Origin of the sequence: Novosphingobium clariflavum, from assembly GCF_026420865.1 — a bacterium.
Lineage (GTDB): Bacteria > Pseudomonadota > Alphaproteobacteria > Sphingomonadales > Sphingomonadaceae > Novosphingobium > Novosphingobium clariflavum.
This window is the reverse complement of sequence record NZ_JAPCWC010000004.1, coordinates 351,342-366,013: the sequence shown is the minus strand read 5'-3', so window position 1 is coordinate 366,013 and position 14,672 is coordinate 351,342. Positions and strand designations below refer to the sequence as shown.

Sequence of the window (14,672 nt, the reverse complement as noted above, 5' to 3'; positions counted from 1 at the left end):
CCCCCCCAACGATCAGATTGCAACGATCAGATTGCCGCGATCAGATCTCCAGCACGATCTTGCCCACATGATCGCCCGCTTCCATCCGCGCATGGGCGGCCGCCGCCTCGCCGAGCGCAAAGCGCGCGTCCATCACCGGGCGCAGCTCGCCCTCCTCGACCAGCGGCCAGGCATTGGCGAGGATCTCCTGCGCCAGCAGGCCCTTGAAGGCATCGGAGCGGGCCCTCAGGGTCGATCCGGTCAGGGTGTAGCGACGGGTCATCACCACCGCCATGTTGATCTCGGCCTTGGCGCCGCCCTGCACGGCGATGGTCACGTGCCGGCCGTCGGGGGCAAGGCACTTGAGATTGCGCGCCACATAGTCGCCACCGACCATGTCGAGCACGATGTCGACGCCGCGGCCGCCGGTGATCCGCGCCACTTCCTCGACAAAGTCGCAGGCCTTGTAGTCGATCGCATGGGCCGCGCCGATCTCGAGCGCCCGCGCGCACTTCTCGCCCGAGCCGCAGGTGACGATCACGGTTAGCCCGAAATGCTTGCCGAGCATGGCCGCCATCGTGCCGATGCCGCTGGTGCCGCCATGGACCAGCAGCGTCTCGCCGTCGCGCGCATAACCGCGCTCGAACACGTTGTGCCAGACGGTGAACAGCGTCTCGGGCAGCGCCGCCGCCTCGTCGAGCCCCAGGCCCTCGGGCACCGGCAGGCAGTGCGCCGCCTTGGCAAGGCAATATTCGGCATAGCCGCCGCCGCTGACCAGTGCGCAGACCGCCTGGCCCGGCAGGAACTCGGTCACCCCCTCGCCCAGCACGGCGACACGCCCGGAAATCTCCAGGCCCGGAATCGGCGAGGCGCCCGGCGGCGGCGGGTACTTGCCCTGGCGCTGCACGACGTCGGGACGATTGACCCCGGCGAAGGCGACCTTGACCAGCACTTCGCCCGGCCCCGGCCGGGGAACCGGGACGGTCACGGGCCTGAGCACATCGGGACCGCCGGGCGCATCGAAGCCGACCGCGGTCATCTGCTTAACTGCGTTAACTAACATATTCATCCTGATGCCACAGAGGCCCTATACAAGGGAACATACTTTGAGGCCATTGACAGCGCGCAATGACAGTCCGATGCTGCGATGCAATGGACGATGATGATCGACCGCGGCGGCGGTCGCCCGAGGGTTCCCTCGGAGCCGCCAGCCTTCTCGCCAGCGAAAGCCTGGAGCGCTTTTCTCTGGATGAACTCGACGCACGCGTCGCACTCCTTGACGCCGAAATCACGCGAATCCGCGCCCATCACCGCGCGGCCCAGGCCCACCGCCTCGCGGCCGACGCCCTGTTCCGGCCCAAGACCTCATGATCGGCGCGAGGCGGGAAACCAGTTTGAATCCTCCCCCTCGCAACCGTCCTGAGTGTGCCTATATGGAACATGTAACCCGCCCGGGCGCATATTTTCCTTCCGCCCCCGCTCCCATCCCTCCAGCGCCGCCTCCTGCCTTCCCGCCCCGAACGCCCCGGACTCCCTGACAAGGCCCGACAAGGGACGTTTCCCTCCCACAAGGAAGTTTCCTAGATGCCCAGCTTCGCGCAAAGCCTAGAAAAGACCCTGCACGCCGCGCTCTCGCACGCATCGGAGCGTAGCCATGAGTACGCCACGCTCGAGCACCTGCTGCTCGCCCTGATCGACGATCCGGACGCGGCACAGGTCATGCAGGCATGCGGCGTGGATCTCGGCGACCTTGGCGACGTCGTGCGCCAGTATCTCGACCAGGAATACCAGTCGCTGAAGACCGAGGAAAAGGGCGACCCTGCCCCCACCGCCGGTTTCCAGCGGGTGATCCAGCGCGCAATCCTGCACGTCCAGTCCTCGGGCAAGGACACCGTCACCGGCGCCAACGTGCTGGTCGCGCTGTTCTCCGAGCGCGATTCCTATGCCGTCTATTTCCTGCAGCAGCAGGACATGAGCCGCCTCGACGCCGTCAGCTACATCAGCCACGGCATCGGCAAGGGCGGCAAGCGCGTCGAGGAGCGTTCGCCCAAGGGCGCCGAGGACCAGGCCCCGACGCCCGACGAGAAGACCGAGACCAAGAGCGCCAGCAAGAAGGATTCGGCGCTTGACCAGTTCACCGTCAATCTCAACGAGAAGGCGCTGCTGGGCAAGGTCGACCCGCTGATCGGCCGCGGCCCCGAAGTGGACCGCACGATCCAGATCCTCTGCCGCCGTTCGAAGAACAATCCGCTCTACGTGGGCGATCCCGGCGTCGGCAAGACCGCCATCGCCGAGGGTCTCGCGCGCAAGATCGTCGAAGGCGAAGTGCCCGAGGTGCTCAACGAGGCGGTGATCTACTCGCTCGACATGGGCTCGCTGCTGGCGGGCACACGCTATCGCGGCGACTTCGAGGAACGGTTGAAGCAGGTCGTCTCCGAACTCGAGAAGATGCCGCACGCGATCCTGTTCATCGACGAGATCCACACGGTGATTGGCGCCGGCGCCACCAGCGGCGGCGCGATGGATGCCTCGAACCTGCTCAAGCCCGCGCTGTCGGGCGGCACGATCCGCTGCATCGGTTCGACCACCTACAAGGAGTTCCGCAACCACTTCGAGAAGGACCGCGCGCTGCTGCGCCGGTTCCAGAAGATCGACGTGAACGAACCCACCGTGGAAGACACCATCAAGATCCTGCGCGGGCTGCGCTCGGCCTTCGAGGAACACCACAAGGTCAAGTACACCCCCGATGCGATCAAGACCGCGGTCGAGCTTTCGGCGCGCTACATCAATGACCGCAAGCTGCCCGACAAGGCGATCGACGTGATCGACGAAGTGGGCGCGATGCAGATGCTGGTGCCCCCCAGCCGCCGCAAGAAGACGATCACCGCCCGCGAGATCGAGCAGGTGATCGCGACGATGGCGCGCATCCCGCCCAAGTCGGTCAGCTCGGACGACAAGAAGGCGCTCGAGAATCTCGAACGCGATCTGAAGCGCGTGGTGTTCGGCCAGGACAAGGCCATCGAGGTGCTCTCCACCGCGATGAAGCTGAGCCGCGCGGGCCTGCGCGATCCGGACAAGCCGATCGGCTCGTTCCTGTTCTCCGGCCCCACCGGCGTCGGCAAGACCGAAGTCGCCAAGCAGCTGGCCCAGATCATGGGCATCCCGATGCAGCGCTTCGACATGTCCGAATACATGGAGCGTCATTCGGTCAGCCGCCTGATCGGTGCCCCTCCGGGCTATGTCGGCTTCGATCAGGGCGGGTTGCTCACCGATGCGGTGGACCAGCAGCCGCACTGCGTGCTCCTGCTCGACGAGATCGAGAAGGCGCACCCGGACCTGTTCAACATCCTCCTGCAGGTGATGGACAACGGCAAGCTGACCGATCACCACGGCAAGACCGTGGACTTCCGCAACGTGGTGCTGATCATGACCACCAATGCGGGCGCCTCGGACATGGCCCGCCAGGGCATCGGCTTTGGCGACGTCTCCAAGCAGGATGCCGGCGACGAGGCCGTGAAGCAGCTCTTCACGCCGGAATTCCGCAACCGTCTCGATGCCATCGTGCCCTTCGCCTACCTCGCCAAGGAAACGATCAGCCGGGTGGTGGACAAGTTCATCCTCCAGCTGGAACTGCAGCTGGCCGACCAGAACGTCCACATCCAGTTCGACTCCGACGCCCGCGAATGGCTGGGCCATCGCGGCTACGACAAGCTCTACGGGGCGCGGCCGATGGCCCGCGTCATCCAGGAGAAGGTCAAGCAGCCGCTGGCGGAGGAACTGCTGTTCGGCAAGCTGGCGCAGGGCGGCGAAGTCCATGTCTCGGTCAAGGAGGACGCGCTCAGCTTCGAACTGACGCCCGCCGCGCCGAAGGTGGTCAAGGCCAAGAAGAAGGCCCCCGCGAAGAAGACGGCCAAGAAGCCCGGCACCCATCCGGAAGCCAATGCCGACGACTGATCGGGCCTGATCCGACTCAAGAAGAAATGGGGTGGGAACCACGCGGTTTCCGCCCCATTTTCCTTTCATGGCCCGCGATTTCGCCTGGATCAGACCCGAACCCCACGGCATCCATGTCGTCCCCGCCGACTGCTGGATAGATCCCTCGCATCCCGTCGCCCGCGCCTTGGTGACGCATGGCCATGCCGATCACGCGCGCGGTGGGCACGGCGAGACGGTGGCCACGCCCGCGACTCTGGCAATCATGGAACTGCGCTACGCCACCCGCGAGGGCGCGGTGCCGGTGGCCTACGGCGAAACCCTGCGCCTGGCGGGAGGCGTTTCCGCCACGTTCGTGCCAGCTGGGCATGTGCTGGGATCGGCGCAGATCCTGCTCGAACATGCGGGCGAGCGCGTCGTGGTCACCGGCGATTTCAAGCGCCGCCCCGATCCGACCTGCCTCCCCTTCGAAGTCGTGCCCTGCGAAGTGCTGGTGACCGAGGCGACTTTCGCACTCCCCGTGTTCCGCCACCCGCCCGTCGAGCACGAGATTGCCAAGCTTCTTGCGGCGCTTTGCGCCAATCCCGACCGCTGCGTTCTGGTCGGTGCCTATGCGCTCGGCAAGGCGCAGCGCCTGATCGCCGAATTGCGGCGCGCCGGGCATCTGCAGCCGATCTATCTGCACGGGGCAATGGAGGCCATGTGCCGGCTCTACGAGAGATTCGGTGTCGATCTGGGTGACCTGCGGCTGGTGGGTGACGTCAAGACGCCGGATCTGGCGGGTAGCATCGTGCTCGCCCCGCCCTCCGCGCTGAACGACCGCTGGAGCCGCCGCCTGCCCGATCCGATCACCGCCATGGCCTCTGGCTGGATGCGCGTGCGCCAACGGGCACGGCAGCGAATGGTGGAACTGCCGCTGGTCATCTCCGACCACGCCGATTGGGACGAACTCACGCAGACCGTGACCGACGTGAATCCGGGCGAGACCTGGATCACCCACGGGCGCGAAGACGCCTTGCTGCACTGGTGCGCGTTGAATCAGCGCCGCGCGCGGGCGCTCGCCCTTGTCGGCTATGAAGACGAGGACGATTGAGTGAAGCGCTTCGCCGCCCTGCTCGACGCGCTGGTCTATACGCGCAGCCGCAATGCGAAGCTGAAGCTGCTGGCGGATTACTTGCGCGACATCCCCGATCCCGATCGCGGCTGGGCGCTGGCCGCACTGACCGACGGGCTCGACTTTCCGGCCGTGAAAAGTTCGACGATCCGCAACCTGATGACCGTGCGCGTCGATCCGGTGCTCTGGTCGCTCAGCCGCGACTACGTGGGCGATACGGCGGAAACCGCCAGCCTGCTCTGGCCGGGCCCGGACATCGCCGAAGACCCGCCGACGGTCAGCGAAGCCGTCGACACGCTGTCCCGCATGACTCGCGCCAATGTCATGACCGAACTGCCGCGCCTGCTCGACCGGCTCGATGCCGACCAGCGCTATGCCCTGCTCAAGCTGGCCACCGGCGCCATGCGGATCGGCATTTCCGCAAGGCTCGCCAAGACGGCCTTCGCACAGGCTTTCGACGTGGCGGTGGAGGACGTGGAGGAACACTGGCACGGTCAGCAGCCGCCTTATGCCGCACTGTTCGATTGGGCCGCGCGCGGGGCCGCGCCGCCGTCCTGCGAAGACCTGCCGCTGTTCCGCCCCTTCATGCTGGCGCATCCTCTGGAAGCGGCCGAACTCGATCTTTCCGACTATGCTGCCGAATGGAAGTGGGACGGGATTCGCGTACAGGTGGTGCGGGTCAATGGCGAAACCCGCGTCTATTCGCGCTCGGGCGACGATATCTCGGGGAGCTTTCCGGAGATCGCCGAAGCCCTCGATGTCGATGCCGTGCTGGATGGCGAACTGCTGGTGCGCGGCGCGCATCAGGGGCGCGAGGAAGGCGGCGCCGCCAGCTTCAACGCCTTGCAGCAGCGCCTTGGCCGCAAGACCGTCTCGAAGACGATGCTGGCCGAATACCCGGCCTTCGTGCGCCTCTACGATGTGCTGATCCTGGAGCGCGAGGACTTGCGCCCCCTGCCCTGGAGCGAACGCCGCGCCCGATTGGAAGCGCTGATCCCGCGCCTCGATCCCGACCATTTCGACCTCAGCATGGTGATTCCGGCTGCGACCTTCGCCGAGCTCGCCACGATACGGGAAAAGGCGCGCGAGGATGCGATCGAGGGAGTCATGCTCAAGCGCCGCGACAGTGCCTATGTCGCAGGGCGCAAGACCGGGCTCTGGTACAAGTGGAAGCGTGATCCGCTGCTGATCGACTGCGTGCTGATGTATGCCCAGCGCGGCAGCGGCAAGCGGTCCTCGTTCTATTCCGACTTCACCTTCGGCTGCTGGGACGGCGATCCCGATGATCCGGCGAACGGCGGCGCGCAGTTGCTACCGGTCGGCAAGGCCTACTTCGGATTCACCGACGAGGAACTGAAATGGCTCGATCGCCATGTGCGGGGTCACACGGTGAATCGCTTCGGCCCGGTGCGGGAGACCGACAAGTCGCTGGTGCTGGAAGTCGCCTTCGATTCGGTCCACCACAGCAAGCGCCACAAGTCCGGCCTCGCCATGCGCTTCCCCCGCATCCACCGCATCCGCGCCGACAAGCCCGCGCACGAGGCAGATCGTATCGAAACCTTGCGGGCATTGGTGCGCGATTGACGCGGATCAAGTTCCACGTGGAACGTCTGGTCTATTCGATCAGCATCACCCCTTGCGCGCCGGAGAGATCTGCCCCGTGACCACCGAAACGACCCAATCCCCGCACGACCAGATCGGCGGCGCCCCCGTGTTCGACGCCATCGCCAACCGCTTCTACGACCTGATGGAGCAGGACCCGGCCTATGCCGAACTGCGCGCGATGCATGCCCCGGACCTTGAGCCGATGCGCCGGAGCCTGCCGCGCTTCCTCGCTGGCTGGGCGGGCGGTCCGCGCGACTGGTTCGAGGCCAATCCCGGCAAATGCATGATGAGCATGCACCGCGACTTCCCCATCGACCGCCAGACCGCCGGACAATGGGCCGAGGCGATGACCCGGGCCATCGCCGATGTCGCGCCGCAGCCCGAAACCATCGCGCAGGCCATGACCGACGTACTGTCCCGCATGGCGCGCGGCATGGGTCGCTAAAGCGCAGATCTGCCGCTATCGTCGCGATGTGAACCGGCTCGATCGTCCCCGCCGCCTCTTGGCCGCCGCCCTTGCCGGGCTGGCCGGTTATGTCGACGCCGTGGGTTTCCTCTCTGCGGACCGTTATTTCGTCTCGTTCATGTCGGGCAACACGACCCGGCTGGCGACCGAACTGATCGCCGACACGCCGCGCGCAGTGATTCCCGCCCTGCTGATCCTTGGTTTCGTACTGGGAGTGGCGCTCGGTCATATCGCCGCCGATCGGGCGGGCATCTGGCGCAAGCCTGCAGTGCTCGGGCTGGTGAGCGCCCTGCTGGCGATCGGTTACGCCCTTGCCCTGGCCGGACAGCGGGCGCCGATGATGGCCGCGCTGGTGCTGGCGATGGGGGCGCTCAACACCGCCTTGCGTCAGGGTGAGACGCCGATCGCGCTCACTTATCTGACCGGCGCGCTGGTGCGGATCGGACTGGGGCTTGGCGGGCTTGTCACCGGACGGCGCGAAGAAGGGTTGGCTTCGTTCATCGCCCTGTGGCTGGCGCTCGCCTGCGGGGCCGCCTGCGGCGCCAGCCTGTTCCTTGCCTATGGACCGGCCTGCCTGGTGCTGGCGGTGGCCTGCGGTCTGGCCGTTACCTTCGCCGGCTTGCGCATCGCGCGCACTACAGTGTGATGGAAAACTGCTTCTCGCGCGAAGTTGCGCCGCGCAACAAGGCAATGCGCGAGGGTGCCAGATCCAGCGCCGCCGCCAGAATCGCGCGCACGGCCTCGTTCGCCTTGCCGTCTTCGGGCTTGGCGCGGACTTTCACCTGAATCCGCCCGTCGGCGATCTCCAATGCCTCGACCTTGGCGCCGGGTGTCACCCGCACGGCCAGCCGCTGCTCGGAATCGATCAAGGCCCGCACCGCTTCGGCGGCAGGAAGCGCCAGCTTGGGCTTGGCCATCAGCGGGTGAGGCCCAGCGCCTCGGCATGCTGGCGGCCGCGCTCGACATAGGCCTGCACGCCCGCCTGGTTGCCGGCAATCGCCGCCTCGTCGAGATCGCGCAGATACTTGGCCGGACGCCCCATCCAGAGCTGCCGCGCGCCGATGCGCTTGCCGGTAAGCTGCCCGCCCGCCGCCAGCATCCCGTCGGATTCGATATGGCTACCGTCCATGACGATGGCACCAAGGCCCACAAAGGCGCGATCCTCGAGCGTACAGCCATGGACCATCGCCATATGCCCGATCAGCACGTCCTCACCGATCAGCGTCGGATACCCTTCGGGCCGCGAGGGCTTGGGACTGTCGCAGTGAATCACCGTGCCGTCCTGCACATTGCTCCGCGCACCGATCACCACGCGATTCACATCGGCGCGGATCACGCAGTTGTACCAGATGCTGACGTCCGGCCCGATCTCGACATCGCCGATGATCCGGCAGCCCGGCGCGATGAAGGCGCTGGAATGGATGCGCGGCGCCTTGCCATTGAAGGCAGCCACAGTCACGTCGGTGCGATTCATTGTCGTTCCCTCCCCGCCAGGATCAGCGCGGCTGCGCGGCCCATTCGGCCTGCGTGATCGAATGGACGATCGTCCGGCGCAGCGGCATGTCGAAGCGCGGATCGTCGTAATCGAGCTCCTCGCGGCGGCGCATGCCCAGCCTTCGCATCAGACCCCAACTGGCCTCGTTCTCGATCACCGTCAGCGCATAGATCTCCTCCGCGCCGAACATTGCGAACCCGGCATCGAGCGAGGCGATCGCCGCTTCCTTGGCATAGCCCTTGCCATGAGCGTCAGTGCGCATCCGCCAGCCGATCTCGAACGCGCCGGGGAACGAGGCCCCCGGCGCGTCGATCTTCTTGAGCCCGCAGAATCCCAGCAGCTCGCCCGAGAGATCGCCATGATCCGCCTTGCGCTCGACCAGCCAGAACGTGTGCCCATAGCTCTCGTGAAAACCGATCATCCGGGCTTCCGACTGGGCCAGCCGCTCCGCGTCCATCACCCCGCCCAGCCAGCGCATGACCTCGGGATTGTTGGTCACCTCGGCAAAACGCGCGATGTCGCCGCGCTGCCAGCTACGCAGCACCAGCCGGTCGGTTTCGAGGCGGAAGTCCGTCATGACGTCACTTCTGCAGGAGCCGCGCCGCGTGGACGGCATGATAGGTCAGCACGCCCGAAGCACCCGCGCGCTTGAAGGCCAGCAGGGTTTCCAGCACCATCGCGTCGCGGTCCGCAGCCCCTGCCGCCACCGCCGCCTCGATCATCGCGTATTCGCCGGAGACCTGGTAGGCGAAGACGGGAACCTCGAAGGTCTCCTTCACCCGCCGCACGATATCGAGATAGGGCAGACCCGGCTTGACCATGACGCTGTCGGCGCCCTCGGCCAGATCCATCTCGACCTCGCGCAGCGCTTCCTCGCTGTTGGCCGGGTCCATCTGGTAGGTCTTCTTGTCGCCCTTGAGCAGCCCGCGCGTGTTCACCGCATCGCGGAACGGGCCGTAGAAGGCCGAGGCATACTTGGCGGCATAGCTCATGATCTGGACGTTGACGAAGCCCTCGTCCTCCAGCGCGTCGCGGATCGCGCCGATGCGGCCGTCCATCATGTCCGAGGGCGCAATGATGTCGGCACCGGCCCGCGCCTGATTGAGCGACTGGCCGACCAGCACCGCGATCGTCTCGTCGTTGAGGACATAGCCGTCCTCGCCCAGCAGACCATCCTGTCCGTGGCTGGTATAAGGATCGAGCGCCACGTCGGTCAGCAGGCCGATCCGCTCGCCCAGTTCCGCGCGAATGGCACGCAGGGCACGGCACATCAGGTTGTCAGGATTGAGCGCCTCGGCGCCGTCGTCGCTGCGGCGTTCGGGCTGGGTATCGGGGAACAGGGCCAGGCACGGGATGCCAAGGTCCGCCGCTTCCCTCGCGCGTTCGACCAGAAGGTCCACCGACCAGCGCGAAACGCCGGGAAGCGAGGGGATCGGCTGCTCCACGCCCTCACCCTCGGTCACGAAGACCGGCCAGATCAGATCTGCGGGGGTGAGCACCGTCTCGCGGTACATGGCGCGGCTCCAGGCCTTGGCGCGCGGGCGGCGCAGGCGGGTGTGGGGATAGGCTCCAGTCATGACCGCCGTGTTAGCCGCAAAATGCCGGCCGGTTCAATGAGACGGACTGTCCAAGGGCGCAAACCCGCTTGCGCCGCGCGCATGCCGGAAACCGAACGGATCAGAAGGTCTTGGGCTCCAGCCGGTCGATCTCGCGCCGGGCGCCCGGTGAGGCATTGAGCGCCGGCGCGACCGAACTCAGCGCCTCGCCCGGCTGCACGTTGAGCAGCGCCTTCATGCGCGCGTCAAACGCGTTCTTCTCCTTGCCGTCGATGCGCGGCCCCGACACGAAGCGCAGACCCGCCGGATTGATCGTCTGTCCGCCGCGATAGGCTTCGAAGTGGAGATGCGGCCCGGTCGAAAGCCCCGAGGACCCGACATAACCGATCACCTGCCCGGCGCGGACGCGGGTTCCGGCGGAAACCGCGATGCGGCTCATGTGGCCGTAGCCGGTACCAAGGCCGCCGCCATGCTCGAGACGGACATAGTTGCCGTGGCCGCCATGACGGCCCGAGAAACTCACCACACCGTCGGCAACGGCATAGATCGGCGAGCCATAGGCCGCGCCATAGTCGATCCCGGCGTGCATGCGAACGTAGCCCAGAATCGGGTGGCGGCGCATACCGTAGGGCGAAGTCTGGTGCCCGGCCACCGGCATGCCCGCCGCCGTGCTGCGCGATTCCGCAAGGCCGGCAGCGGCCACCATCTCGCCATCCTGTCCCCAGCGCAGCAATTGCAGGCGGGGTTTGCCGTCATGTTCAAGGCCCGCGTAGAGCAGATTGCCCACCTGCCGCTCGCCCTTGGCCGAGCGCTTGTAGGCCATGACGATGTCGAATTCGTCGTTGCCGCGGATATCGCTTTCAAGGCTGACATACTTGTCGATGGCCTGAAGGTAAGCCTGGATCGCCGCGATCGGAGCCCCGGCATTGCGCGCCGAGCGATAGAGGCTGGAGCCGACCGTGCCGCGAATCCGCAGCGGCGTCTCATCCACATGAATCGGATGGCGCACCAGCGACAAGCCGCCGCCGCCCCGCTGGACCGTCAGGTCCATGTCGAAGCGCGCGCGGAAGTTCATCGCGGTCAGGGCCCGCGGAGCGCCGGGGGCAGGCCGGGCGCCCAGCGTCACATCGAACTGCGTGCCCGGTTCGATCTGGTCGAGCGGCACCGCCTGTCCGACCAGCGCGCCGATGCGCCCGGCATCGTCATCGCTGACCCCGACCCGTTCGAGCATCCGGGCAAAACTGTCGCCCCGGCCCAAGGTGGCGACCAGATCGACACTCGGCCGTTCCGGCACGCTGTCAAGCGGGCGGACCAGCGGGCTGGCCCCCATGTGCCGCCCGGCATCGGCGCCGAGCGCCAGCGGCGCGATCGTCTGGCTGCGGAACTCGTCGCGCTCGCGCGCCTTGAGCGGCACGGCGGTGGCCGCCTCGACCGACGAAAAATCGGGCCACAGCGCGATCGCGGCCACCGACAGACCCAGCATCGTCGCCATCCCGCGCAGCCAGCGGCGGCTGCCGATGTCGCAGGCAAGGTCTGGGGCGATCTCGATGCGCTGGCACCAGTGCTCGATGCCATGCTTCCAGGCGCCGATCCGCTGCGCCAGACGCGGTCTGGCGGCGGCGTCCGACGGGGCGGCGGGAGACGGTGCAACCAGGGATTCGGGCACGACTTGCGCATGCGACAGCACGGCAGCCTGCGCGCCGCCCTGCCCCGCTTCGAGGCGCTCTTCCAGCCCCCCGCCATGTCCAAGATCCTTGAACAGATGCCCGTCCTTGTTGCGAAGCCTGGGGCTTCAAAAATCGCGCGCCCGACGAAGGGCTTGGCCCTGCCTTCTGCGCCAACAAGGTTAATTGCCACCTAACGCTGTGGATTTCTGACCCGTTTTTCGGCGAACCGAGTCTTGCGGGCGCCCGGCGCGAATGCCAAATCAGGCGGGTAATGCCTTACAAGCCGCATGCTTCGTCGCGAAACGACGCTCCCAGCGGGGTCAAGGCGGTGCTCGGACCAACGAACACCGGCAAGACCCACCTCGCCATCGAGCGGCTCTGCGCCCATTCCAGCGGTGCCATCGGCTTCCCCCTGCGCCTGCTCGCCCGCGAGGTCTACGACCGCGTCTGCAAGATCAAGGGCGAGGCCAACGTCGCGCTGATCACCGGCGAGGAGCGGATCGAGCCGAAGAACGCGCGCTACCTGCTCTGCACCGCCGAAGCGATGCCGGTGACCGACCGCAGCCTTGCCTTCGTGGCCATCGACGAGGCCCAGATCGGTGCCGACCGCGAGCGCGGCCATGTCTTCACCGACCGCCTGCTCCACGCCCGCGGGCGCGAGGAGACGATGATCCTGGGCTCTTCCACCATCGAGCCGCTGGTGAAGGCACTGGTGCCCGGCGTCGAGGTGATCACCCGCCCGCGCTTCTCCACGCTCTCGCATATCGGCGCGAAGAAGCTCAGCCGGATCCCGCCACGCAGTGCCATCGTCGCCTTCTCGACCGAGCAGGTCTACGCCATCGCCGAAATGCTGCGGCGCTTTCGCGGCGGCGCCGCCGTGGTCATGGGCGCGCTCAGCCCGCAGACGCGCAATGCGCAGGTCGAGCTCTACCAGTCGGGCGAAGTCGACTATCTCGTCGCCACCGATGCCATCGGCATGGGGCTCAACCTCGATGTCCAGCATGTCGCCTTTGCCGGGCTCTCGAAATACGACGGGCGCCGCCATCGCCGCCTGACCACCTCGGAAATGGCGCAGATCGCCGGACGCGCCGGGCGCCACCAGACCGACGGCAGCTTCGGCACCCTCACCGGTTCGGGCGGGCACGATTCCGAATTCGAGCCGGAAGAGATCTACGCGATCGAGGAGCACCGCTTCCCGCCGCTGACCAAGCTGTTCTGGCGCGAGCCCGAACCGCGCTTCGACAGCATCGCCGCGCTGATCGGCGATCTCGAAACCCCGCCCGATCGCGCCGAACTGGCGCCGGCCCCCGAAGCGATCGACCTGGCCGTGCTCAAGCGCCTCTCCGAGGACGGCGAGATTGCCGCCTCGGTGCGCGGCCATGCCCAGGTCGCCCGGTTCTGGGACGTCTGCCGCCTGCCCGATTTCCGCCAGCAGGGTGCGGAGACCCATTCCCGCTTTGTCGCCCGGCTCTGGCAGGACCTGCGCCACGGCCAGCTCGGCGCCGACTACATGGCCCAGCAGATCGCCCAGCTCGACCGCACCGGCGGCGACATCGACACCCTGCAGGGCCGGATTGCCGCGATCCGGTCCTGGGCCTATATCGCCCAGCGCCCCGACTGGGTGCTCGCCCGCGAGGAAATGGCGGCGCGTGCCCGGGCGGTCGAGGCGCGGCTCTCCGATGCGCTTCATGGCAAGCTTACCGAACGTTTCATCAATCGCAGGACTGCCGTGCTCATGAAGAAACTCGGCCCCGACGCCGGACTGCTCTCGGTCCGCCTCGAAGACGAGGAAGTGCTGGTCGAAGGCGAGCATATCGGCTCGCTGCGCGGTTTCGCCTTCCAGGTCGATCCCGGCACCCGCCTCACCGACCGCAAGCTGCTGCTGGCGGCGGCCGAGCGCCACTTGCCCGCCCTGCTCCAGCGCCGCGCCGATGCCCTGGCCGCCGCGATTCACGACGGCAGCGCGGAGCTGACCCTGGATGCCGGCCAGATCCGCTGGGAAGGCGAGAAAATCGCCGCGCTCGGGCCCGGCCGGTCGCTGCTGACGCCCTCCCTGGTGCCCGACCGCGTGCTCGATGCCGTGCCCGGCCCTTCGCGCAAGGCCCTGGTGGCCGCGCTCGAAGCCTGGCTGGACACCGCGCTGGCGCCGCTCGCGCCGCTGGCGAAGCTCGACGAGGCCAGCCGCACCGAGGATGCCGGACCGGACCTGCGCGCCCTGCTGATCGCGCTGGTCGAATGCGGCGGCCTTTGCGCGCGGGAGGAAACCGGGGTCGACCGGCTCGACAAGCAGCGCCGTACCATGCTCGCCAGGCTCGGCGTGCGGGTCGGCGCGCTCGACCTGTTCGTTCCCGCCATGCTGAAACCCGGCCCGATCGCGCTGTGGCGCCAGCTTGCCCGGATCGCCGGAAAACCGGCCCCGGGCGGCGAGCCCGACGCGGCGATGCCGCCCGCCATGGATGCCGCCAAGCGCCAGCGCGCGCCCGGCTACCGCAATCTCGGCAAGCAGCTGATCCGCCTCGACATGGCCGAGAAGCTGCTGCGCGAAGCCCACGAGGCCCGCGGCAGCGGCGCCGCATCGCGCGATTTCGCGCTCGATCCGGCGCGCGCCGTGTCGATGGGGCTGACCACCGCCAGTTATGCCCGCCTGCTGCGCATGGCCGGTTTCCAGCCGGTCATGCCCCGCCCGCTGGCCGAGGATGCCCACGGTCCCCCGGCCCCGGTGCGCTGGCGCTGGCGGCCGCCACGGCGGCAGGCCGAGGAACAGCGCCCGCAGCCCATCCGCAAGGACAGCGCCTTCGCGGCGCTGGGCGAACTGATCTCCCGCTGATGGGCACCGCGGGCACGGGAACGGAGGCAG

General features: G+C 67.5%; 13 protein-coding genes. 7 read left to right on the top strand and 6 right to left on the bottom strand.

Annotated elements, in window-relative coordinates:
* Positions 1–40: 40 nt before the first annotated feature.
* A complete protein-coding gene (locus OKA11_RS07935; RefSeq protein WP_267219677.1) occupies positions 41–1,018 on the bottom strand; it encodes an NAD(P)H-quinone oxidoreductase in 978 nt (325 codons plus the stop codon).
* Between the two features lie 113 nt (positions 1,019–1,131).
* On the opposite strand from OKA11_RS07935, the gene OKA11_RS07930 reads away from it, so the two are divergent.
* From OKA11_RS07930 to OKA11_RS07905, 6 genes are all read left to right on the top strand, one after another.
* On the top strand, positions 1,132–1,350 hold the full coding sequence (locus OKA11_RS07930) for a DUF1192 domain-containing protein (protein ID WP_267219676.1): 219 nt from the start codon (positions 1,132–1,134) through the stop codon (positions 1,348–1,350).
* Positions 1,351–1,563: 213 nt separating this feature from the next.
* On the top strand, positions 1,564–3,933 hold the full coding sequence (gene clpA, locus OKA11_RS07925) for an ATP-dependent Clp protease ATP-binding subunit ClpA (protein WP_267219675.1): 2,370 nt from the start codon (positions 1,564–1,566) through the stop codon (positions 3,931–3,933).
* Between the two features lie 67 nt (positions 3,934–4,000).
* A complete protein-coding gene (locus OKA11_RS07920) occupies positions 4,001–5,005 on the top strand; it encodes a ligase-associated DNA damage response exonuclease (RefSeq protein WP_267219674.1) in 1,005 nt (334 codons plus the stop codon).
* Complete coding sequence (locus OKA11_RS07915) at positions 5,006–6,610, top strand: cisplatin damage response ATP-dependent DNA ligase (RefSeq protein ID WP_267219672.1); 1,605 nt, start codon at positions 5,006–5,008, stop codon at positions 6,608–6,610.
* A gap of 67 nt (positions 6,611–6,677) precedes the next feature.
* Complete coding sequence (locus OKA11_RS07910; protein ID WP_379489315.1) at positions 6,678–7,076, top strand: group II truncated hemoglobin; 399 nt, start codon at positions 6,678–6,680, stop codon at positions 7,074–7,076.
* Positions 7,077–7,104: 28 nt separating this feature from the next.
* Positions 7,105–7,743: a YoaK family protein gene (locus OKA11_RS07905; protein ID WP_267219669.1), complete on the top strand. Its 639-nt coding sequence runs from the start codon at positions 7,105–7,107 to the stop codon at positions 7,741–7,743.
* On the opposite strand, the gene OKA11_RS07900 is transcribed toward OKA11_RS07905, so the two are convergent.
* The 5 genes from OKA11_RS07900 to OKA11_RS07880 all read right to left on the bottom strand — a co-directional run bounded on the left by OKA11_RS07900 (position 7,733) and on the right by OKA11_RS07880 (position 11,814).
* Positions 7,733–8,014 carry a DUF167 domain-containing protein gene (locus OKA11_RS07900; protein WP_267219667.1) on the bottom strand — a complete coding sequence of 94 codons (282 nt, stop codon included), beginning with the start codon at positions 8,012–8,014 and terminating at the stop codon, positions 7,733–7,735. The genes OKA11_RS07905 and OKA11_RS07900 overlap by 11 nt on opposite strands.
* On the bottom strand, positions 8,014–8,571 hold the full coding sequence (locus OKA11_RS07895; RefSeq protein WP_267219666.1) for a gamma carbonic anhydrase family protein: 558 nt from the start codon (positions 8,569–8,571) through the stop codon (positions 8,014–8,016). Before OKA11_RS07895 ends, OKA11_RS07900 begins: the two co-directional genes overlap by 1 nt.
* 22 nt (positions 8,572–8,593) lie before the next feature.
* Positions 8,594–9,169, bottom strand: a complete 576-nt coding sequence (locus tag OKA11_RS07890; RefSeq protein WP_267219665.1) for a GNAT family N-acetyltransferase — start codon at positions 9,167–9,169, stop codon at positions 8,594–8,596.
* A 4-nt stretch (positions 9,170–9,173) separates the two neighbouring features.
* Positions 9,174–10,169 carry a porphobilinogen synthase gene (hemB, locus tag OKA11_RS07885; protein ID WP_267219664.1) on the bottom strand — a complete coding sequence of 332 codons (996 nt, stop codon included), beginning with the start codon at positions 10,167–10,169 and terminating at the stop codon, positions 9,174–9,176.
* 100 nt (positions 10,170–10,269) lie between these two features.
* A complete protein-coding gene (locus tag OKA11_RS07880; protein WP_267219663.1) occupies positions 10,270–11,814 on the bottom strand; it encodes a M23 family metallopeptidase in 1,545 nt (514 codons plus the stop codon).
* 272 nt (positions 11,815–12,086) lie between these two features.
* On the opposite strand from OKA11_RS07880, the gene OKA11_RS07875 reads away from it, so the two are divergent.
* A complete protein-coding gene (locus OKA11_RS07875; RefSeq protein WP_267219661.1) occupies positions 12,087–14,642 on the top strand; it encodes a helicase-related protein in 2,556 nt (851 codons plus the stop codon).
* Positions 14,643–14,672 lie beyond the last annotated feature (30 nt).

What these genes read in the sequence shown, in the direction of transcription:
- OKA11_RS07895 (WP_267219666.1), bottom strand. Translation starts at nt 8,571, where the DNA reads ATGAATCGCACCGACGTGACTGTGGCTGCCTTCAATGGCAAGGCGCCG.
- OKA11_RS07935 (WP_267219677.1), bottom strand. Translation starts at nt 1,018, where the DNA reads ATGACCGCGGTCGGCTTCGATGCGCCCGGCGGTCCCGATGTGCTCAGG.
- OKA11_RS07890 (WP_267219665.1), bottom strand. Translation starts at nt 9,169, where the DNA reads ATGACGGACTTCCGCCTCGAAACCGACCGGCTGGTGCTGCGTAGCTGG.
- OKA11_RS07920 (WP_267219674.1), top strand. Translation starts at nt 4,001, where the DNA reads ATGGCCCGCGATTTCGCCTGGATCAGACCCGAACCCCACGGCATCCAT.
- clpA (WP_267219675.1), top strand. Translation starts at nt 1,564, where the DNA reads ATGCCCAGCTTCGCGCAAAGCCTAGAAAAGACCCTGCACGCCGCGCTC.
- OKA11_RS07930 (WP_267219676.1), top strand. Translation starts at nt 1,132, where the DNA reads ATGGACGATGATGATCGACCGCGGCGGCGGTCGCCCGAGGGTTCCCTC.
- hemB (WP_267219664.1), bottom strand. Translation starts at nt 10,169, where the DNA reads ATGACTGGAGCCTATCCCCACACCCGCCTGCGCCGCCCGCGCGCCAAG.
- OKA11_RS07900 (WP_267219667.1), bottom strand. Translation starts at nt 8,014, where the DNA reads ATGGCCAAGCCCAAGCTGGCGCTTCCTGCCGCCGAAGCGGTGCGGGCC.
- OKA11_RS07875 (WP_267219661.1), top strand. Translation starts at nt 12,087, where the DNA reads ATGCCTTACAAGCCGCATGCTTCGTCGCGAAACGACGCTCCCAGCGGG.